18 protein-coding genes are annotated in these 20,342 nt (G+C 74.7%); 11 read left to right on the top strand and 7 right to left on the bottom strand.

What is annotated here, in order from left to right; genetic code table 11:
* Positions 1–776 precede the first annotated feature (776 nt).
* Positions 777–977: a hypothetical protein gene (locus tag ABT263_RS02850; protein ID WP_352286845.1), complete on the top strand. Its 201-nt coding sequence runs from the start codon at positions 777–779 to the stop codon at positions 975–977.
* A 351-nt stretch (positions 978–1,328) separates the two neighbouring features.
* On the opposite strand, the gene ABT263_RS02845 is transcribed toward ABT263_RS02850, so the two are convergent.
* From ABT263_RS02845 to ABT263_RS02830, 4 genes are all read right to left on the bottom strand, one after another.
* Positions 1,329–3,107, bottom strand: a complete 1,779-nt coding sequence (locus ABT263_RS02845; protein ID WP_352286842.1) for a methyltransferase — start codon at positions 3,105–3,107, stop codon at positions 1,329–1,331.
* A 177-nt stretch (positions 3,108–3,284) separates the two neighbouring features.
* Entirely contained in the window at positions 3,285–4,496 is a 1,212-nt protein-coding gene (locus ABT263_RS02840) for a 4-hydroxybenzoate 3-monooxygenase (RefSeq protein ID WP_352286840.1), read from the bottom strand.
* A gap of 207 nt (positions 4,497–4,703) precedes the next feature.
* Complete coding sequence (locus tag ABT263_RS02835) at positions 4,704–4,823, bottom strand: pyrimidine/purine nucleoside phosphorylase (RefSeq protein ID WP_502885743.1); 120 nt, start codon at positions 4,821–4,823, stop codon at positions 4,704–4,706.
* 292 nt (positions 4,824–5,115) lie between these two features.
* Positions 5,116–6,066 (bottom strand): ricin-type beta-trefoil lectin domain protein, encoded by a 951-nt coding sequence (locus ABT263_RS02830; RefSeq protein ID WP_352286838.1) that lies wholly within the window; start codon positions 6,064–6,066, stop codon positions 5,116–5,118.
* 393 nt (positions 6,067–6,459) lie between these two features.
* Here ABT263_RS02830 and ABT263_RS02825 point away from each other — a divergent pair, with 393 nt between their 5' ends.
* The 6 genes from ABT263_RS02825 (at position 6,460) to ABT263_RS02800 (ending at position 14,231) form a co-directional block, all read left to right on the top strand.
* Entirely contained in the window at positions 6,460–8,241 is a 1,782-nt protein-coding gene (locus ABT263_RS02825) for a penicillin-binding transpeptidase domain-containing protein (protein ID WP_352286835.1), read from the top strand.
* Positions 8,242–8,392: 151 nt separating this feature from the next.
* Complete coding sequence (locus tag ABT263_RS02820; protein ID WP_352286833.1) at positions 8,393–10,105, top strand: PucR family transcriptional regulator; 1,713 nt, start codon at positions 8,393–8,395, stop codon at positions 10,103–10,105.
* Between the two features lie 245 nt (positions 10,106–10,350).
* Positions 10,351–11,433 carry a M20/M25/M40 family metallo-hydrolase gene (locus ABT263_RS02815; protein ID WP_352286894.1) on the top strand — a complete coding sequence of 361 codons (1,083 nt, stop codon included), beginning with the start codon at positions 10,351–10,353 and terminating at the stop codon, positions 11,431–11,433.
* Positions 11,430–12,287, top strand: coding sequence for a GNAT family N-acetyltransferase (locus ABT263_RS02810; protein WP_352286830.1), 858 nt, complete (start codon positions 11,430–11,432; stop codon positions 12,285–12,287). The genes ABT263_RS02815 and ABT263_RS02810 overlap by 4 nt, the downstream gene beginning before the upstream one ends.
* Positions 12,284–13,387 carry an o-succinylbenzoate synthase gene (gene menC / locus ABT263_RS02805; RefSeq protein ID WP_352286827.1) on the top strand — a complete coding sequence of 368 codons (1,104 nt, stop codon included), beginning with the start codon at positions 12,284–12,286 and terminating at the stop codon, positions 13,385–13,387. Before ABT263_RS02810 ends, menC begins: the two co-directional genes overlap by 4 nt.
* Before the next feature lie 223 nt (positions 13,388–13,610).
* On the top strand, positions 13,611–14,231 hold the full coding sequence (locus ABT263_RS02800) for an L-threonylcarbamoyladenylate synthase (RefSeq protein WP_352286824.1): 621 nt from the start codon (positions 13,611–13,613) through the stop codon (positions 14,229–14,231).
* A gap of 148 nt (positions 14,232–14,379) precedes the next feature.
* On the opposite strand, the gene ABT263_RS02795 is transcribed toward ABT263_RS02800, so the two are convergent.
* Positions 14,380–14,994: a dihydrofolate reductase family protein gene (locus ABT263_RS02795; protein WP_352286822.1), complete on the bottom strand. Its 615-nt coding sequence runs from the start codon at positions 14,992–14,994 to the stop codon at positions 14,380–14,382.
* 284 nt (positions 14,995–15,278) lie between these two features.
* Here ABT263_RS02795 and ABT263_RS02790 point away from each other — a divergent pair, with 284 nt between their 5' ends.
* Positions 15,279–15,698: a DUF8189 domain-containing protein gene (locus ABT263_RS02790; protein ID WP_352286819.1), complete on the top strand. Its 420-nt coding sequence runs from the start codon at positions 15,279–15,281 to the stop codon at positions 15,696–15,698.
* 256 nt (positions 15,699–15,954) lie between these two features.
* Positions 15,955–16,296, top strand: a complete 342-nt coding sequence (locus ABT263_RS02785) for a hypothetical protein (RefSeq protein WP_352286817.1) — start codon at positions 15,955–15,957, stop codon at positions 16,294–16,296.
* Between the two features lie 79 nt (positions 16,297–16,375).
* On the opposite strand, the gene ABT263_RS02780 is transcribed toward ABT263_RS02785, so the two are convergent.
* On the bottom strand, positions 16,376–17,071 hold the full coding sequence (locus ABT263_RS02780; RefSeq protein ID WP_352286814.1) for a fasciclin domain-containing protein: 696 nt from the start codon (positions 17,069–17,071) through the stop codon (positions 16,376–16,378).
* Positions 17,072–17,130: 59 nt separating this feature from the next.
* Complete coding sequence (locus tag ABT263_RS02775; RefSeq protein ID WP_502885742.1) at positions 17,131–18,705, bottom strand: molybdopterin-dependent oxidoreductase; 1,575 nt, start codon at positions 18,703–18,705, stop codon at positions 17,131–17,133.
* Positions 18,706–18,963: 258 nt separating this feature from the next.
* Here ABT263_RS02775 and sigK point away from each other — a divergent pair, with 258 nt between their 5' ends.
* Positions 18,964–19,548 (top strand): ECF RNA polymerase sigma factor SigK, encoded by a 585-nt coding sequence (sigK, locus tag ABT263_RS02770; protein ID WP_502885741.1) that lies wholly within the window; start codon positions 18,964–18,966, stop codon positions 19,546–19,548.
* Positions 19,545–20,315 (top strand): anti-sigma factor, encoded by a 771-nt coding sequence (locus ABT263_RS02765; RefSeq protein WP_352286810.1) that lies wholly within the window; start codon positions 19,545–19,547, stop codon positions 20,313–20,315. Before sigK ends, ABT263_RS02765 begins: the two co-directional genes overlap by 4 nt.
* Positions 20,316–20,342 lie beyond the last annotated feature (27 nt).

Here is a 20,342-nt window from a genome sequence, read left to right as displayed (position 1 = left end):
CTCACCCGAGCGCGTCGGCCCCCGGCGCGGCCGGAAGTCCGGTCGCGTGCGCCGCCGCCCGCTCCGGACCGGTCGACTCGGCGGACGGTCCGGCGGACGCTGGCAGCGCTCCGGGCACGGGCCGCCGCCTGATGCGGCGCGTGGGTCGGGCGACGCCGATCGGAGACGGCTCCACCGCCGACACCGGCCCCCGGCCAGGTACCCGGAGTGGCGCGCCCAGGCCGCGACTGCTACCTCGCCGCCTTCGAACGCGCCTCCACCGAGACGATCAGGACCGTCGCGGGCAAGCCCGACGTCCGGCTCCTCTCCTTCCGGCAGTTCGTCGAGTGGCTGGAGGCCCCCAGGACCAGTCCGCCCTCCGTAAGCTCCGCTCGCTCGGTGTCGGCCGGGCCCCGGCCGGCGGCTGGGCGTCCTTCCCCGGCCCGGCCGGCTGGGGCCGCGGGGCGGCACACACGGTCCGGCGGAGTCCCGGCGGTGGCCCTCCGTGGAGCACCCGCCACGGAGCCGGTACGAGCGTTCGGACGAACACACGGAACTCCGGGCAACCCCTGGACTCCGCGCATGCGGAGCGGGTAGAAAACGCGCAGGGAGCATTTCGCCGCCGTCCGCGGAGACAGCGCAGACCGCGCAGACCGCGTCAGGGCGGCGCTCACCTACCTGCTTCTGCACTGCGCGGTACCGAGCATCCGCAGGCCGTACGGCTCGACGCCGACCCTCGACTTCGACGCCCGCGGCCGCCGACATCACCATCGCCTCAATGCCACCTGGAGCAGCACGTGCGCAACCGGCAGACACTCACCGGCGGCGGCCCCGCCGCGACGCGGTCCGTCCCCGCCGTCCCCTCGACGCTTCGCCCCGGCGCCGCCGACGCACCGGCCGCGTACCGGCCCCTGAGCACGCCCATCCCGAGCCTGCTCCTCAAGAGGATCACCGCCGGTGCCCGCCGCGTCGCCGGGCACCCCCGCGAAGCGCACTGAGCCCCCGCACGACGCACCGCCCGGGGTTCTCCATCAGCGGGGCGTAGGCCGCGAACAGGCCGCCGTCCCGGCCGGACCGGTCGCGGCGTCCACGCCGACCGGGTCTGCAGTCGGTACGGGAGGTCGGCCCTCCGGGGTGCCGGAACACGGCCCGAACACCGCCGCCTGCGGGAACGGCCGTGTTCCAGCACCCTCGGACGTGCTTCAGACCGCGGGCACCAGACCGAGCGGCTCGCCCAGCCGGCGGAGCGTGGCGGGCGACGTCAGACGCAGGGTGGCGAGGTCGAGGACCTCGTCACCCAGGACCGTCAGCATGGCCCGATCACCGATCGCCATCACCCGCCGCGACCGTCATCCGGCGGTCAGGCCGCGCGGGGCCGGCACCCCGGCCTTGCGCGCGTGCAGCAGGGTGCCACCGAGCGGCAGCGGCGAGTCGTCGACGAGTTCGAGGCCCGCGTCGGCCAGCAGCCGGACGAAGTGGTCGGCGCGGCGTTCGCGGCCTCCGGTGTTGCACATCATGTGGAGGTCCCACGCGGTGGCCAGCGAGGTCGAACCGTCGGCCGGCAGGACCCGCTCGACGATGAGCAGGTCGGCGTGGGCGGGCATGGCCCGGGACACGTGGCGCAGGATGTCCCGGCAGCGCTCGTCGTTCCAGTCGTGCAGGACCCGGGAGAGCAGGTACACGTCCGCGCCCGGCGGCACGTCCGCGAAGTCACCCGTGACGTACGTGCACCGCTCGCCGCAGCCCGCCGCGTCCAGCTGCCCGCGGGCGGCGGCGACGACGTGCGGGCGTTCCAGCAGGACGCCGCGCAGGCGGGGGTTGGCGACCAGGACGCGTCCGAGCAGCTCGCCCGTCCCGCCGGCGATGTCGACGACGGTGCCGCGAACGGAGGCCCGGCCTGCGGCCAGGATCGCCGGATGTGCGGGGACCGGCTCGAACATCCGGGTGCTCGCGACCATCGACCGGTCGAACTGCTCGGCGAGTTCGGGGTCCCGGGCGAAGTGGTCGAAGTGGTTCTCGCCGAAGAGGTGGTCGAAGGCGGCCTCGCCGGTCCGCACGGTGTGCTCCAGTTCCGCGAAGGAGTGGTAGAACGGGCCGCCGTACATCAGTGCCAGCGGCCGCATCGACCCCGGGGCGTCCGCCCTCAGGAGCGCCCCGGTGCCGGTGAGCCGGAAGCCGTCCGGGTGCTGCGCGACCATGTCCAGCATCACCAGGTAGCGCAGGAGGGTCGCGAGGCTCTGCGGGTGGGCGCCGATCCGGTCCGCCAGTGCCTCGGCGCCGGCTCCCGTGCGGGTGTCCAGGGCGTCGGGCAGCCCCAGCCGGGCGAACACCGCGAGGGCCTGGGTCGTCCAGGCCCCGGTGAGCAGGTGCAGCAGCGCTTCCGCTTCCCGGTGCGGATCGGCGGGCCCGTCCGGGCGGGCCTGCCCCCGGTCCTCGTCCGGCCCGGCGGGGTACCGGCCCAGGTGCGCGGCCAGGGTGTCCGGGTGGGCGCCCGCCACGTGGAGTTCCAGCCGCCGGTACCCGGTCCGCGACCCGGCCGGGGCGGTGAAGTACAGGACGGTGCCGTCCTCGTGCGGGTTGTAGCCGCCGCCGTCGGGGCTCGCGCCGTGCCGGGCGAGCAGCGCGCACAGGCCGTCCAGCACCAGCGGGTCCGCGGACTCGACCTCGAAGGCGAGGTGCGCCTCGTGCTGGGCGACCCGCTCGTGCGCGGCGAGCGCGGCCAGGCCGGAGCCCGGCGGGACGGTCAGCGCGAACACCTCGACCACCCGGCGCTCACCGAGCGGGCCGCGTAGCGGTGGCCGCAGGATGGCGACGTCCAGGCCCGCCGGGTCGTGGCCGTGCCGCAGTGCCAGCCGCTCGCGGACCACGGTGCTGGGCGTCGACGGTACGTCCACGGTCAGGTCGCAGGCGGCCAGTTGATCGTGCAGGGCGTCCCGGTCGGACGGGAAGACCAGGACCGCGGCGTGGGCGAAGCGGCAGTGGTCCGCCAGTGCCCGCAGCCGCGGGCCGGGGAGGCCGGGCAGCAGGAGACGGAGCAGCGTGGTGCTGTCGTGTTCCCGGACGAAGGTGGCCGCCGCGAGGAGGCGGGTGACATCGTCGGTGTCCGGGGGCGTCATCGTGGTCGGCATGGTGCGGTTCCTTGTCCGGGTGTTCGGGAGTCCGACGGGCGGCGGGCAGCCGACAGCCTCCGGCCGGCGCGGGGCCGGGCGGAGCGTGGCGGGCACGGCGGGGCCGGGCACAACGAGGTCGGGCGGAGCGGGGTCGGCCGGCGCGGGGCCGGGCGGAGCGGGGTGGAGCGGGAGGGCTCAGACGCCGGTGTAGCTCTCGGCGAACCAGTCCTGGTGGGAGCGCGAGGTGCGCAGGGATTCGAGGCGCGAGCGGCGCAAGGATTCGTGGAAGAACGATTCGCCTACGGGAGCGGCGGGCTCGCGGTGGAGCAGCCGGATCATCCAGAGCGAGAACTCCTGCGCCCGCCAGATGTGCTCCAGGGCCTGCCGCGAGTACCGGTCCAGCGCCTCGGAGTCGCCGTGCGCGAGGTCGGCGATCAGGGCCCGGGCGAGGAGTTCCGCTTCCAGGACGGCCAGGTTGGCGCCCTTGGCGGCGGAGGGGCTGATCAGGCTCGCGGCGTCCCCGGCCAGCAGGAGCGATCCGTGGCGCAGCGGTTCGATGACGTCGGACTCGAAGTCGACGACCCCGCGTTCGAGGATCCGGCCGCGGTGCAGCGGTCCGTGCTCGGCGGCGTACATCCGCGTGTCGAGTTCGTCCCAGATCCGCCCGTCGGACCAGTCTCCGGTCGCGGTGCCGCGCTCGCACTGCAGGTAGTAGCGGGTGACCTCCGGGGTGCGGGCCATGTGCCCGGCGAAGCCGCGGTCGTGGACGGCGTAGCCCACGGCGTCCAGGCTCGGCGGCGCCTCGGCGAGCAGGCCGAGCCAGGAGATCCCGTGGTCCCGGTGGTGGCGTACGGTGCCGGGCGGCAGGGAGCGCCGGGCCGCGCCGTGCCGGCCGTCGCAGCCGGCCACGTACCGGGCCTGCCACCGGGCGAGGCGGCCGTCCGCCTCCCGTACGGCGACGGTGGGGCGGGTGGTGCCCGTGTCGTGCACGGCGAGCGCCTCGGTCTCGAAGTGCACCCGCCCGCCTGCCGCCAGGTAGGACGTCAGCAGGTCGGTGACCAGGTACTGCTGGGGGTAGACGGTGTGCGGTTCGCGTCGGCCGAGCTTGCCGTAGTCCAGGCGGAAGCGGCCTTCGGCGGTGCGGAATTCGCAGGCGCCGTGCTGCTTGCCGTTGCGGTGCAGGCCTTCGGCCAGGCCGTGGCGGTCCAGGATCCGCAGGGTGTTGGGGGCGAGGAAGCCCGCGCGCGCCCGGGTCCGTACGCGGGTGCGGTCGGTGCGTTCCAGGACCACGCAGTCGATTCCGCCGCGCTGGAGCAGATTGGCCAGCAGGAGACCGGCCGGGCCCGCCCCGAGGATCACGACGTCGGCCGACTGCACTGCTGTTATGTTGCTCTGACTGTTCGTCACAAGAAGTGGATCATAGTCACCGATCTGCGACCACCATGGCGCCGGTAACCCGAATTGACCAATAGGATGACAATCTTTACGCCAGCCACAGAAATCGGCGCGTGGCCGTCATATTCGCCGTCGCGAGGAAATCGTGCGGCAACGGCGGCCCCCCCGGGGGAGGCGCCGCCGTTGCCGCTCCGCCGGAACGGGTGGTCCGGGGCGGTGTCAGTCGCGGTACTCGCAGAGGTAGGCCGTGTCGGCTTCGACCTTGAGCTGGAACGTGCTGTCCGCCGGGACGTCGAAGCTCTCGCCGGTCCGGAAGGTCTCCCAGGAGTGCAGGCCCACGTACTAGCCTCGGCGACCCGCCACCGCATCGGCGGACCGCCCCGGGCGCAGGCGTCCCCGAAGAGGCCACGGGCCCGCTCCCGGTCCTCGATCCCACCCTCCGTCAGAACCCGGCAGCCGCGCCGGAAGAACTCCTCGCCGCCGCCGTCGGGGAGCGGCGGAGTCCTCGTGTCACTCGTGCGCCCAGGCCTACCACCACCCACCGACAGGGACCTGCCCCCGGCAGGCCGGGCACGGCAAGGCCCCGGAGGGCGGGCGCCACCGTCGGCGCCCGCTCTCCGGGGCCGGTGGGTCAGTCCCAGGGGTTGGCCGACTGGCCGCTGATGGCGGTCCAGAAGCGGGTGTTGGCGGGCAGGGTGCCGTTGGCCCACAGGCCCCAGCCGGTGCCGTCGTGGAACTCGGCCATCCGGAAGCCGGCGCCGAAGACGGTCGCGCACTTCTGGTCGGCGACGGCGCGGCTGGTCAGCTCGTAGCCGGGCAGCGCCGGGGTGACCTTCACCTCGCCGCCGGCCCAGCTGTGGAAGCCGCTGGTGGGGACGCCCGCCGGAGCGGGGCGGCCGTCCTGCCTGATGCACAGCACCGGCAGCACGGCGTTCGCCGCGGTGTCGCCGTTGTACGGGTCGCTGTTGGTCAGGTTGTCGAAGCCGACGTGCACCACGTTGTCGGCGCGCTGCTCCAGGGTGCCCCAGGTCATGCCCTTGTGCTGGCCCGGAGGAGCGTGGAAGACCGCGTCGTAGGTGCTGCGGTAGACGTCCCACTGCTGGTAACTGCCGCCGTCACAGCCCCTCAGGACCAGCTTCCAGCCTCCGAAGTTCTTGCGCGAGTTGTCCAGGCAGTCCGACGTGCCCACGTTCTTCAGCCGCAGGCCGACCAGGTCGTAAAGGGCCGGCTCCGCCTCGAACGGGGTGATCTCCCACTGCTGCCTGGTGTAGCCAGCCACACAGCCGGTGGTCATCGGCAGGTCGTCGGCCGTCAGACAGAGGACGCCGTCCGGGCTGCTGGTGGTGACGGTGAACCGCTCGGGGTAGCCCGCGACGCGCTTGATCACCCACATACCGGGGTTGTCGGACGGCGCGCAGGGGTGCATGTCCTGGATCCCCGACCTCGCGTCGGGGCAGCGCTGGGAGTACTGGTTGAACAGGACCGACGCCGGGGTGTCGGCGGACGCGCCGCCCGGCAGCAGGAGCAGCCCGGTGAGGGCGAGCAGGATCGCGAGCAGGGTACGCCTGAGGGATACGAGCAAGACTGCCTCCGGAAGCCGTCGGTACGGGGGAATGCCGGATCCTGCGCGGGAACGCCCCTCCGCAGTGGCCGGCCACGCGCCAGTTTGTCCGTACGCAGCCAAGGCCGGTATCCCAGCCTTCTGGGATACCGGCTGGACGGCGACCGGTGCCGCACGGTCCCGCGCCGCCGCCCGCGGACAGGCCTCGCCGCCAATCGGCCGCGACACCCCGAGGGCCTCCGGCGACACCGATGGCGCCCTTGCGCACACGAAGGAAGGCCTCCCCTCCGCCGGTCGCCGAGCCCGGCCCGCCTATGCTGGACGCCGCCCGAGCCGTCCGGCCGCCACGGCGGCCAGGCGGAGCGGAACGACGGGGGAACGGACCCGTGACCGGGGACCAACGGGGGGAACGCAGTGCCAGCAGAACACGAGGAATCCGGCGCGTACGCCGACGACCACCGGTCGGACCCCGAGTCCATCGGGAGCCCGCCCAGCCACACCGAGTACCCGGACGACGCCGAGGACATCGAGGACGAGGAACCGCCGCGCCGCTCCGCCGGACGCCGGGTCTGGCAGGGCGCGCTGGCGGCAGCCGTCGTGGGGCTGCTGGCCGCCGGCGGGTACGGGGCCTACAACGTGGTGAACGCCGTGACGGGCAACGGCCCGGCGGCCGGTGACCACCAGGAGTCCCCGGCCGCGGCCGCGTCGGCGCAGCCGGCGCCGACCGCCGCGGAGGCCGACGCGGTGGCGAAGGACTTCCTGGCGGCCTGGGGCCGCGGGGACGTCGCGGCCGCGGCGGCGCTCACCGACCGCCAGGAGACCGCGCGGACCGCCCTGGCGGCGTTCCGCGACGCGGTGAAGCCGCGTTCGTTGACCTTGGCCGGGACCGGCCCGGTGGCGTCCGCGACGCCGAGCGAGCCCGCGGTGGGCTTCCGGGCGAAGGCGGAGTTCGAGGGCACCGCGGAGGCCTGGGAGTACGACAGCGCACTGACGGTGCTGCGGGCGGCCGACGGGAGGGTGGCCGTGCGCTGGTCGCCGCACGTGATCCACCCGCATCTCGACGCGGGCGAGACGATCGGCATCAAGCTGCTGCCCGATCCGGTGGCGAAGCCGGTCGACCGGAACGGCAAGCCGCTCGACGCGTTCCCGTCGCTCAGGAGCGTGCTGCCCCAGATCACCCCCACCCGGGGCGGGTCCAGCGTCGACGGGCAGGCCGTGGTGATCTCCGACGGCGGCGCGAAGGCACCGGAGCAGCTGTTCGTGCTCACCCCGGCGAACGCGCCGGAGATCAGGCTCACCCTGGACGCCGGCCTCCAGCAGGTGGCCGAGGAGGCGGTGAAGAAGCAGGCCGCGGGCGGGAAGCCGGCCTCGCTGGTCGCCGTCCAGCCGAGCACCGGCCACATCCTCGCCCTCGCGTACTCCTCGCCGGACGGGTTCAACCGCGCGGTCGGCGGCGGGCAGCCGCCGGGGTCCACGATGAAGGTGATCACCTCCGCCGCCCTGCTCCAGGCCGGGGTCGGGCCGGACACCGTGGTGCCGTGCAAGGAGACCACCAACTCCCCGCGCGCCTGGCACAACGACGAGCCCGGCGACTTCCCCGGCTACACCCTGACCGACGACTTCACCCGCTCCTGCAACACCGGGTTCATCGACAAGGGCCTGGAGAAGCTGCAGCTCGGGACGGTGCCCGAGGTCGCCCGCAACCAGTTCGGCCTCGGCCTGGAGTGGCACATCGGCATCCCGAGCAGGGACGCCACCATCCCGGTGCCGAAGAGCAAGGACGAGGCGGCCGCCACCTTCATCGGCCAGGGCCAGATCCAGGTGAACTCGCTGCTGATGGCCTCGGTCGCGGCCACCGTGCAGAGCGGAACGTTCCGCCAGCCCGTCCTGGTGCCGGACGCGAAGCGGGTGACGGCCCCCGGCAGGCTTCCCGAGGGCGTCGCGCGGGACCTGCGGGCGATGATGGCGAAGACCGCGACCCAGGGCACCGCGCGGGCACCGATGTCCGGGCTGTCGGGGCGGATCGGCGCCAAGACCGGCACCGTCGAGGCCGGTGCCGGCAAGGGCACCAACAGCTGGTTCATCGCCTACCGCGACGACCTCGCGGTGGCGGCCGAGGTCGAGGGCGGCGGCCACGGCAACAGCGCGGCCGGCGTGGCCGCGGCCGAGGTCCTGAAGGCCGGCGGCAAGGGCTGACACCGTCGGTCGGTCCGGTGCCGGCACCGGACCCGTCGAACAGCCCACCCCCGCGTTCGTCCCGGGCGACGAACGCGGGGGCTTAGCCTGGTCCGCGGGTACCGAGCCGGGGGCGCGGTCAGGCCCCTAACCTGCGGAGATGATCAGGCACATGGCGACGCACTCCGCCGGCGGCCTGGGCCGGGTACTGCGGGACCTCGGCCCCACGCTGCTCGACCTGCTGCACGGCGACGTCGGCCTGGCCCCGGAGATCGGCGGCGTGGGGATCCACGACCCGTACGACGAGCAGCAGTACCCGCCGCGGGCCATCGTGCTCGGGGCCGGCGTCCGGGGCTCCGAGGAGATCGTCCGGCTGCTGCACGAACTGGCGACCCACCGCGTCGCGGCCCTGGTCGTACGGGGGCCCGTCGGGGACGGGCCGGTCGGGAGCGGGCCGGTCGAGGACGGTGAGGCCCTCGCGCGGGCGGTGTCCGAGACCGGGATACCCCTGCTCGCCCTGACCCGCGGCGCCTCCTGGGCCCAGCTGGCGGCGATGCTGCGCACCCTGCTGGCCGAGGGCGACATCGGGGACAGCGGCGGGCAGACCCTGGGAGGGGTGCCCTCGGGCGACCTGTTCGCCCTGGCGAACGCCGTCGCCACCCTGCTGGACGCGCCTATCACCATCGAGGACCGCTGCCAGCGCATCCTGGCCTTCTCCGGCCGCCAGGACGAAGCGGACCCCGCCCGGGTGGCCACCATCCTGGCCCGCCAGGTCCCCGACCGGTACGTGCGGCTCATGGAGAGCCGCGGCGTCTTCCGGGAGATCTACCGCAGCGAGGACCCGGTGCGGATCGCACCGGCGGCGGTCGGCGAGGGCGAGACGGCACTGCCGCGCGTGGCGATCGCGGTACGGGCGGGCGACGAGGTGCTCGGCTCGGTGTGGGCCGCGGTCCGCGAACCGCTCACCCCCGCCAGGGAGGCCGCGTTCAAGGACGCCGCGAAGCTCGTCGCCCTGCACATGCTGCGCCACCGCGCCGGGGCCGACGCCGAGAACCGGCTGCGCACCGACCTGGTCACCACCGTGCTGGAGGGCGGGGCCGGCGCGCCCGACGCGCTCGGCCGGCTGGGCCTGGCGAACGAGCCGACCCTCGTCATGGCCCTGGGGCTGGCACACCGCCCGGGTGAGGACCACGCCCACGTCACCGCGGAGCGGCAGCGCCTGGCCGGCGCGCTGGCCATCCACCTCACCGCCGTCCAGCCGCGTTCGGCGGTGGCCCTCCTGGGCGACGTGGCCTACGCGCTGTTCCCGGTGCGGGGCGAGGCGGCCCATCGGCGCGAACGTGCCGTACAGGTGGCCTCGGACTTCCTGGAGCGCACCGGGAACCGGACGGGCGCGGTCATCGGCATCGGGTCGGTGGCGGAGGAGCCCACCGCCCTGGCGCGGTCCAGGACGAACGCCGACCGCGCGCTGCGGGTGCTGTTCGAGCGGCGGTCGGGCGCGGGGGTCGCGTCGATCACGGACGTCAACACCGACGCGCTGCTGCTGGAGCTGCGCGACCTCGCCGCCACCCACGGCGACGAACTGTCCGCGCCACTGGCCCGGTTGGTGGCCTACGACGCCAAGCACAACGCCCACCTCGTCGAGACGCTGCGGGCGTGGCTGGACGCCTTCGGCGACGTGATCGCCGCCTCGGCGAGCGTGTACGTCCACCCCAACACCTTCCGCTACCGGATCCGCCGGGTGGCCGAGGTGGGGTGCCTGGACCTACAGGACCCGGCCGCCCGGTTCGCGGCGATGCTGCAACTGCGCCTGATGCCCTCGCAGCGCGGTGGTGCGGACCCCGCCTCAGGAGCGGGCGGGGGCCGGACCACCGCCTCCGGCTGACCGCCCGGGTGCCCGGGCGCTGCCGCCTCCGGCGCCGTGTCCGGCGCACCGCGGCGTCCGGGCTCTTGGGTCCCGCGTACGAACGGGCCGTCCCACGTTGTGACGGGACGACGAACGCGCGGCCGTCGGCGCTGCCTAGCGTGGGTGTCACCCCACCCCAGGAGGACCCTCCCGTGCCGGCCGACCTCGGAACCCCGCCCCTGCCCGCGCCCCCGCCCGCAGACCTCGCGCCGGAGCTCGACGCGATGCTCGCCGACCTGGAAGAGCTCGTGACCTGCGAGTCCTACTCCGCCGACCACCAGGCGGTGGCCCGCAGCGCCCGGGTCGTCGCCGCCCAGGGGGCCCGCCTGCTCGGCGCCCCCGCCCGGCTGCTGGTGAACGGCGGCGTCACCCACGTCCGGTGGACCTTCGGAACGCCCCGCGTCCTCCTGCTCGGCCACCACGACACCGTCTGGCCGGTCGGCTCGCTCAGGACCCACCCGTGGTCCGTGGCGGACGGCATCGCGCGCGGACCCGGCGTCTTCGACATGAAGGCCGGCCTGGTCCAGATGTTCCACGCCCTCGCCTCCCTCCCCACGCTCGACGGGATCTGCGTGCTCGTCACCGGCGACGAGGAGGTCGGCTCCGCCACCTCGCGCACCCTCGTCGAGGAAACCGCCCGCCGCTGCTCCGCGACCCTCGTCGCCGAGCCCTCCGCCGACGGCGGAGCGCTGAAGACCGCCCGCAAAGGCGTGTCGATCTACGACCTCACCGTGCACGGCCGCGCCGCGCACTCCGGACTCGAACCGCGGAAGGGCGTCAACGCGGCCGTCGAACTCGCCCACCAGGTCCTCGCGCTGCAGGACATCGCCGACACCGTGCTCGGGCGGACCGGACCCGGCACCACCGTCACCCCGACCCTCCTGTCCGCGGGCACCACGACCAACACCGTCCCGGCCCGGGCCGACCTCACCATCGACGTCCGGGTCCCCAGCACCGCGGCGCAGGAGACGGTCGACCACCTCGTGCACACGCTCCGGCCCCACCTGCCCGGCGCGCGCCTCGACCTCCGGGGCGGCCCCAACCGCCCGCCCCTGGACGCCACCGCCTCCGCCGCGCTGTTCGCGCTGGCGGCCGAGCGGGCCGCCGCGCTCGGGCTCCCTCCCCTGCGGCAGGCCGCCGTCGGCGGGGCCTCCGACGGCAACTACACCGCCGGCGTCGGCTGCCCCACCCTCGACGGCCTCGGAGCCGTCGGCGACGGCGCCCACGCCGACCACGAACACGTCCGCACCGCCGAGATGCCGCGCCGCGCCCGCCTCCTGGCCCACCTCACCGGAGCCCTGCGATGACCGCGTTCCAGGTACGCGAACTCCACGACCTCAAGGACTTCGAGGACGTGAAGCGCCTCTACGCCGACATCTGGCGCACCGACAGCGGCGGCACACCCGTCCCGGTCGAGGTGATGCGCGCCCTCGCACACGCCGGCAACTACGTGGCCGGCGCGTACCGCGACGGCCACCTGGTCGGGGCGTCGATCGCCTTCCTCGCCACCCCGCCCGGCACCACCCTGCACTCCCACATCACCGGCGCCGCCCCCGGCCGCGGCATCGGCCTGGCACTGAAGCTCCACCAGCGCCGGTGGGCACTCGAGCGCGGACTGCGGCGCATCACCTGGACCTACGACCCGCTGATCCGCCGCAACGCCTACTTCAACCTCGTCAAACTCGGCGCCCGGCCCACCGAGTACCTGGAGTCCTTCTACGGCCGCATGGACGACGCCATCAACGGCGGCGACGACTCCGACCGCGTCCTGGCGACCTGGGACCTGAGCGCCCCGCCGGTCACCGCGACCGTCGCCGGCACCTGCCCGCCCGTCACCGCGCCGCCCGGCACCGCTCACGCCGTCCGCGACCGCGACGGCCGGCCCGAGACCGGCCCGATCGACGCCGAGTGCGTCCTCATCGACCTCCCCGAGGACATCGAGGCGCTGCGCCGCACCGACCCCGGCGCGGCCCGGGCCTGGCGACTGGCCGTCCGCCACACCCTGGGCGAGCTGCTCGCCGACGGTGCCCGGGTCACCGGCCTCCACGACCGGCGCTCCTACCTCGTCCGACGCACCGGCGCCACCGCCCCGCGGACGACCCTGACCTCGACCGCCACCACGACCGCCACCCCGACCCTCGCCAGGAGCCACCAGTCATGAAGATCTCCGGGATCGAACTCCGCCGGATCCAGCTGCCGCTCGTCTCGCCGTTCCGCACCTCCTTCGGCACCGAGACCGGCCGCGACGTCCTGCTGGTCCGCGTCGAGACCGCCGACGGCGAGGGCTGGGCCGAGTGCGCCGCGATGTCCGAGCCGCGCTACTGCTCCGAGTACGTCGACGGCGTCCAGGACGTCCTGCGCCGGTTCCTCGTCCCCGCGCTGCCCAAGGACGGCATCGACGCCCACACCGTCGGCCGGGTGCTGGAGCCCTTCACCGGCCACCGGATGGCCAAGTCGGCCCTGGAGACCGCCGTCCTGGACGCGCAGCTCCGGGCATCGGGCGAGTCCTTCGCCCAGTACCTCGGCGCCTCCCGCGACAAGGTCCCCTGCGGGGTCTCGGTCGGCATCATGGACTCGATCCCCGAACTCCTGGACGCCGTCGACGGCTACGTCGCCGAGGGCTACGCCCGGATCAAGCTGAAGATCGAACCCGGCTGGGACGTCGAGCCGGTCCGCGCGGTCCGCGAGCGCTTCGGCGACGACCTCCTCCTGCAGGTCGACGCCAACGCCGCCTACACCCTCGTCGACGCCCGGCAGCTCGCCGAACTCGACGCGTTCGACCTGCTCCTGATCGAGCAGCCGCTCGCCAACGACGACCTCGTGCAGCACGCCCGGCTGGCCGAACTGCTGAGGACCCCGATCTGCCTGGACGAATCCATCGAATCCGCCGCGGACGCCGCGGCCGCCATCTCGCTCGGCTCGTGCTCCGTCATCAACATCAAGCCGGCCCGGGTCGGCGGCTACCTGGAGGCCCGCCGCATCCACGACCTGGCGCGCGCCCACGGCATACCCGTCTGGTGCGGCGGCATGCTGGAGACCGGCATCGGCCGGGCCGCCAACGTCGCCCTCGCCGCCCTCCCCGGCTTCACCCTGCCCGGCGACACCTCCGGCTCCCACCGCTACTTCGCCACCGACATCACCGAGCCGTTCGTCCTCGCCGACGGCCACCTCGCCGTCCCCACCGGCCCCGGCCTCGGCGTCGAACCCCTGCCCGACCTCCTGAAGGAGGTCACCACCTCCACCGAGTGGATCGCCCTGTAACCGAACGCGGGGAGGGTGTCCCGCCGATCGGCCGCGCCGACCGGCGGCGGTGGTCCACCGAACCGGTGGACCACCGCCGCCGCGACCGTGTCCCGCCGGGGCCCCGGGCCGCCCTCCGGAAGGAGCGCACGTGCGCCCGGTCCGCGCCGGCTGCCGGGGGAAGACTCCGGCCTCCGGCGCGGACCGGGCGCGGGGCGGCCCGTGGATCCCGTAGGGTCGGCCAATGGCGAAGTACTTCGACGTTCACCCGCAGACCCCGCAGGCCCGCACCATCGGCACGGTGGCCGAGAGCCTCCGTTCCGGGTCCCTGATCGCGTACCCGACCGACTCCTGTTTCGCCCTCGGCTGCCGCATGGGCAACACCGAGGGCCTCGAACGGATCCGGACGATCCGGCGGCTCGACGACCGCCACCACTTCACCCTGATGTGCGAGAACTTCGCCCAGCTGGGCCAGTTCGTCCACATCGACAACGCCGTCTTCCGCGCCATCAAGGCGGCGACGCCGGGCAGTTACACCTTCATCCTCCCCGCCACCAAGGAGGTCCCGCGCCGGCTGATGCACCCGAAGAAGAAGACGGTGGGGGTCAGGATCCCCGACCACGTCGTCACGCAGGCACTCCTCGCCGAACTCGGCGAGCCCCTTCTCTCCAGCACCCTGCTCCTCCCCGGCGAGGACGAGCCCCTGACCCAGGGGTGGGAGATCAAGGAGCGCCTCGACCACGTGCTGGACGCCGTGGTGGACTCCGGCGACTGCGGCACGGAACCGACGACGGTCGTCGACTTCTCCAGCGGCGAGGCGGAGATCGTCCGGCGCGGCGCCGGCGACCCCGCGCGCTTCGAGTGACGCCCCGGCCAGGGGCCGACCGGGGGGTCCAGGGCCGGTTCGCCGGGGGCTGAGAGCGGGCCGACGAGCCGTTGGCGACGTCGGGGCACGGGAGGGACCGGTACTCCGGTCCCTCCCGCGGCCGGCCGGGCGCCTGGGGAACGCGCCGTCAGTGGACGTCGTAGGTCACGTGCGTCGCGGTCGATGTCGCGAGGACGCTCCGCTGTGCCAGGGTGCGCGGCACCGCGCCGGTGAACAGGGGTGTGCCGGCGCCCAGCAGGACGGGGGCCAGGTGCAGTGACAGCAGGTCGACCAGGCCGGCGTCCAGCGCCGAGCGGATCAGGGCGCCCCCGCCCATCAGGACGATGTCGAGGTCCCGGCCGCTGCTCGCGGAAGCCGCCTCGGCGTGCCGGCGCGCGGCGGTGACGGCATCGGGCAGACCGGTGGTGACGAACGTCCAGTCGAGCGTGCCGAGTCGGACCGACTCCGGCCGCGAGCTCGTCACGACGACGAAGGCGGGTTTGCCGACCTCCTCGGCGCCGTACCCGGTCTCGTCGTCCCAGCCGTGCGGCCCGTCGACCAGGTCGAAGAGCCGGCGGCCGAGGATGACGGCGCCCGAACGGCCGGTCGCCTCGCGCAGGAGCCGGCGGTCGTCGGGGTCGTCGGAGAACGCCCAGGTGTGCAGCGCCTCGCCGCCGGTGCCCAGCCCGCTGTCCGGGCCCGGGTCCGGTCCGGTGACGAAGCCGTCGAGGGAGACCGAGATGTCCGCGATGATTCGTGTCATGTCGAGGTGGACTCCATCCGCCGCCTGAACTCATCCGTCATGCCCGCAGTATGTGACGCACGCCACTCGCCCTCAACAGGACGCGCTCGGGGTTCGCCGACCCGGGACGGGCGGGCGGGCGGCGGGGAGGCGAGCCACGGCCTGCCCCGGCGGCACCGCGCGGTTGCGCGAACGCGCACCCCGCGAAGGCCCGGTGAACCCCTCGGCCCTGAGCAGCCGTCACCTCGACAGAGGAAGCCGTCCGCCGGACGGGCGGCTCCGGTCCGCGCTACTGAGGAGTGCCCGTGAAGAAGATCAAGACGGCGGTGGCCGCCGCCGTTCTCGCCGGTGTCGCGTCGATGGCCGCGCCCGCCAGCGCGGTGGCGGAGCCGATGCACTGCACCAGCCCGGCCTGGGGCGGCGAGTACCTCTGCGGCGGCGAGTTCGGCCAGCCCGGCATGGCCGAGTACGGCTACCGGGACGGTCGCCGACAGGTGTTCGTCATCGGCACCGACCACGCCGTGTGGACGCGTTCGAGCAGCGCGGCCGGCAAGAAGACCGCTTGGACGTCCCTGGGCGGCTACCTGATCGGTGGCGTCGGCATCATCGCCTCGGACACGGGCGGCGGCCAGTTCGAGGTCGGCGCGAGGGGCACGGACGGCGGCCTCTGGGCCCGGAGCCACGCCGCGAACGGCAGCTGGACGGCCTGGGCCCGGATCGCCTAGCACCCCGACTCCCCCAGCCCGTCGGGCATGCGAGCGTGCGCGCGTCGACGTCGGCGGCGAGCCGTGGCAGGGCGTGGCCGAGCCGCGTCGTCGTGACGTCGCGCCGCCGACCACAGCCTGGCGACGGTCTCCCCGCCCGGTGTCCGGCGGGGAGTTGGTCGTTTCGGCTGCCGGGCGTTCCCACGGAGGGCCACCGCCCCCGCCGTTCACCGGCTTCCGCACCGGGACCCCGATCGGCCTGGGTAGGCTCGGCCCCATGGAAGATCGCGAACAGTACGTGAGGTACCAGCGGGACCGTGCCGTGCTGGCGGCGATCGGGGCCCATCTCGATCCCCAGGTCGGCCGGATCACCGTGCGGTTGCCGCGCTCCGTCGCCGAGTCGGCGGTCGCCGCCTGGGACCGCGACGAGCTGGGCGAGGTCGGCGAGGAGACCATCGCGGAGTACGAACTGCGCAATGACGCCGGCGACCTGGCCCTGATCGGCCTGATGATCACCGACGACGGCGTGTGGGACGCCGAGGGGGTCGTCGTCGATCTGGGCGTCATGGTCGTCGCGGGGGCGTTGCGTGCCGCGCTGGAGGCCGGGCCGCACGAGTGAGGGGCCGTTCGCCCGGTGGACGCGGCCCCCGGCCCTGGGACATGGGGCCGGGGACCGCGGTCGGTGGGGCGACGAAGGGTCAGGAGGCGGGCATCAGCACGGTGTCGACGATGTAGACGGTGGCGTTGGCGGTCTGCACGTTCCCGCAGAGGACCTTGGCGGACCCGTTGACGGCGAACTCGGGCGTGGCACCCGTGACGGTGACCTCGTCGGCCTCCAGGGTCTTGTGCGCGCCGGTCAGGGCCGTCGGGGCCAGGCGCTGCGGGACGACGTGGTAGGTGAGGATCTTGGTGAGCTTGTCCTTGTCGGCGAGGACGGCGTCGAGGTCGGCCTTGGGCAGCTTGGCGAAGGCGTCGTTGGTGGGGGCGAAGACGGTGATGTTCTTCGCGGAGTTGAGGGTGTCGACGAGACCGGCCTTCTTGACCGCGGTGACGAGGGTGGAGAGCAGCGGGTTGTTGGAGGCGGCGGTGGCGACCGGGTCGGCGGCCATGCCCGTGAAGGAGCCGGCGCCGTCCTTGGGGACGGCGGTGCAGGCGACGCCGAACGGCTGCCCGGTCATCGCCTGTCCGGCCGTGCTCGCCCCGGCCGTGCTCTGGGCGGCCGGGGAGTCCGGCACGGGTACCGGGTTAGCGGCCCCGGTGGTCGCGGCCGCCGCGGTCGGCGCCGGGCCGGCCGCCGTGGAGCTGTCGTCGCCCCCGCAGGCGGTGAGCGTGGCGGCGAGGACGCCGCCGACGAGCAGGGCGGTGACGGGCTTGCGGCGCAGGATGGTGGTCATCGGTTTCTTTCTCTTTCGGATGGGTGGTGCCGTCCCGCTCGGAGCGGGGGGCGGACGGTTCACAGGACGGTGACGACGGTGCTGTGCCAGCCCGTCGCACCGGCCGGGAAGGGCGGTCTGCGGGTCTCCTCCTGAACGGCCCCGGTCGCGTCGGTGGCGCGGACCTCCAGGCGGTGCGTACCGGGCGCGGCCGAGCGCCAGGTGTGGTGCCACTGCCGCCACACGTCGGGCCCGGCGTCGGCGGCGAGCACCGCCTCCTGCCAGGGCCCGCCGTCGACGCGGACCTCGACGGCGGCGACGCCGCGGTGGGTCGCCCAGGCCGTGCCGGCGACGGTGACGTCCCCGCCCGGCACCCGTGCGAAGGCGGCGGGCACGTCGATGCGGGAGGCGGTGCGCACCTCGCCGGTGCGGTCCCAGCCGCGCTGCACCCAGTACGGGTCGCGGGCGGCGAAGGTGGTGACCTCCAGGTCGACCAGCCACTTGGTGGCGGAGGTGTAGCCGTAGAGGCCCGGGACGACGGTGCGGCAGGGGAAGCCGTGTTCGACGGGCAGCGGCGCGCCGTCCATGCCGATCGCCAGCAGGGCGGCGCGGCCGTCCAGGACCGACTCCACGGGTGTGCCGATGGTCATGCCGTCCTCGGAGCGGCCGAGCAGCTGCTCCGCACCGGTCCGCAGACCGGCCCGGCGCAGCAGGCCCGGCAGCGAGACCCCGAGCCAGCGGGTGGTGCCCGCGTACGGGCCGCCGACCTCGTTGGAGACGCAGGTCAGGGTGTGGTCGAGTTCCTCCATCGGCAGCGCGAGCAGCTCGTCGAAGGACAGTTCCAGGGGCCGGTCGACCAGGCCGTGGATCCGCAGCGTCCAGTCGCGCGGGTCGATCCGGGGCAGGGTCAGGGCCGTGTCGACGCGGTAGAAGTCGGCGGTCGGCGTGCGCAGCGGGGGGAGTCCGGGGATCCGTGGCCCGGCGGCGGGCGGCAGCGGCGGCAGGGGGCGGGCCGGTGGCGGGAGGACGACGGCCGCGCGGGCGGCGCCGACGTCGGTCCGCCGGTCGGACAGGTACCGGGCGCCCGGGCCGAGACCGGCCGAGAGCGCGACGACGGCGCCCGCGGTCAGGACCTCCCGGCGCCCCGGACTGCCGGGGACGGGGGGCCGTCCCCCGGCGGTCCGGCGGGGCAGCAGGACGAGCAGGACGGCGGCGGCGGCCAGCGCGGCCGCAGCCGAGGGCAGGGCGTCGACGGGCCGTGCGCCCGGGCGGGCGAGTGCCGCCCAGACGCCGAGCGCGCCGAAGGCGGCCGGCAGGACGACGGCCGCGGCGCGGCGGCGGGCCGCCACGGGCCCCAGGGCGGCGGCGAGCAGTGCCATGACGGTGTAGATCCCGGTGAGGAGCACGGTCTTGTCGGAGGTGCCGAAGGAGCGCACCGCCCACTCCTTGACCTCGGTGGGCGCGAGGTCGATCGCGGCCGAGCCGATCGCGATCACCGGGGCCGCCTGCGGGCGCAGGAGCGCCGCCGCCGTCTCGCCGACGGCGAGGGCCGCGCAGGCGGCGGCCGCGCCGAACGCCATCAGGGCCGGCAGCGCTCCGGCACGGTCGCGGCGCCCGGCGCGTCGGGTGGTCACATCGTTGCTCACACTCCCCATTCGGTCGGCTCCGCGCCGCGGATGGGTCCGTCGCCCGGCTTCACTCGATCGGGTGAGGGAGGCGACCGGATCCGTCCGAAGGCAATCCGCCGGCCCGCCGGGGGCGAATACCGTGCGACCGATGAACGACATTCCTGAAGCCCCGAACCAGGCCCGGGCGGTCGCCGTGCCTGCCGCACGCGACCGTCCGGCCGGTACGCCTCGCCGGTGCATCCGCCCGGCCGGCCACCGGAGTTGCGGATCACGGGGGCGTGGCAGGTGACCGCCGTCGCCTTCCTGCCCGGCCGCTCCGAGCCGCCGGGCGACCTCAAGGCGGTGATGGCGCTCGTCGCCGCCGGTGATCACGAGGCGTTCGCCCGGCTGTACGACGCGGTGGCCGGCCCGGTGTTCGGCCTGGTTCGCCGGATCCTTCGGGACGAGGCCCAGTCGGAGGAGGTGACGCAGGACGTGATGCTGGAGGTGTGGCGCGGCGCGGCCCGCTACGACCCGCTGCGCGGGGAGGTGCTGCCCTGGGTGATGACCATCGCCCACCACCGTGCCGTGGACCGGGTCCGGCACTGCGAGGCGGCGGCCGACCGCGACCGGACGGTGGCCGCCGGCAGCCGGGAGACGCCGTTCGACGAGGCCGCCGAAGGAGCCGGTACCCGGATGGAGCGACAACAGGTCCGGCACTGCCTGCGGCGCCTGACCGATCTGCAGCGCGAGTCCGTCGTGCTGGCGTTCTACCAGGGCCTGACCCACCGGGAGGTCGCCGAACGGCTGAGCACCCCGTTGGGCACCGTCAAGACCCGGATGCGCGACGGTCTCATCCGGCTGCGCGACTGCCTGGGAGCCGGATCATGACCGCCCCCGCCGACAGCGATCTCCACCTGCTCACCGGCGCGTACGCGCTGCACTCCCTCGACGCGGACGAACGTGACGCCTTCGAGGCGCATCTCGGCGGGTGCGGGAGCTGCGGGGAGGAGGTGGCGGGCTTCGCCGCGGCCCTGAGCCGGCTCGGTACGGCCCAGGCGGTCGAGCCACCGCCGCGGCTGCGGGCGGCGCTGCTGGCCCGGCTGGAGCGGGAACACCAGCTGCCGCCGCTCCCCCGGCACACCGGCGCGGCCGCGCCCCGGGTCGCGCCGCCCGGCGTCCGCCGGCGGGCCCGCTGGCCGCGGTTCGCCCTGGCCGCCTCGCTGGCCGCGACCAGCGCGCTGGGTGTCCTCGCCGTGCAGCAGCACGAGCAGGCCCGGCGGGCGCGTTCCGTCGCCGAAGAGTTGCGTGCCCGGCAGGCGGCCTTCGGCGAGTTGCTGACCGCCCCGGACGCCCGGGTGAGCACCGTCACCGCCGGTTCGGGTGCCGGCACCGTGGTCTGGTCGGCCGACCGCAACCGGGCCGGGTTCCTCGCCACCGGCCTTCCCGATCCCGGGCCCGGCCGCGTCTACGAACTCTGGCTCGACCGCGCGGGCACCTACCTCCCGGCCGGTCTGCTGCCGGACGGCGACGGCGCCCTCCTGCTCACCGCGCCCCTGGACGGTGCCCGGTCCGTCGGCCTGACGGTGGAGCCCGCCGGCGGGTCGGTGCGGCCGACCGGCGAGCCCGTGCTGGCCCTGCGGCTGGGGCGGACCTGACGCACGGCCGTCCGGGGCCGGGTCAGG

The sequence above is a fragment of the Kitasatospora sp. NPDC001603 genome (genome assembly GCF_040298365.1).
Lineage (GTDB): Bacteria > Actinomycetota > Actinomycetes > Streptomycetales > Streptomycetaceae > Kitasatospora.
Note: the sequence above shows the minus strand (reverse complement) of the source record. Positions and strands in the feature narration are given on the sequence as shown.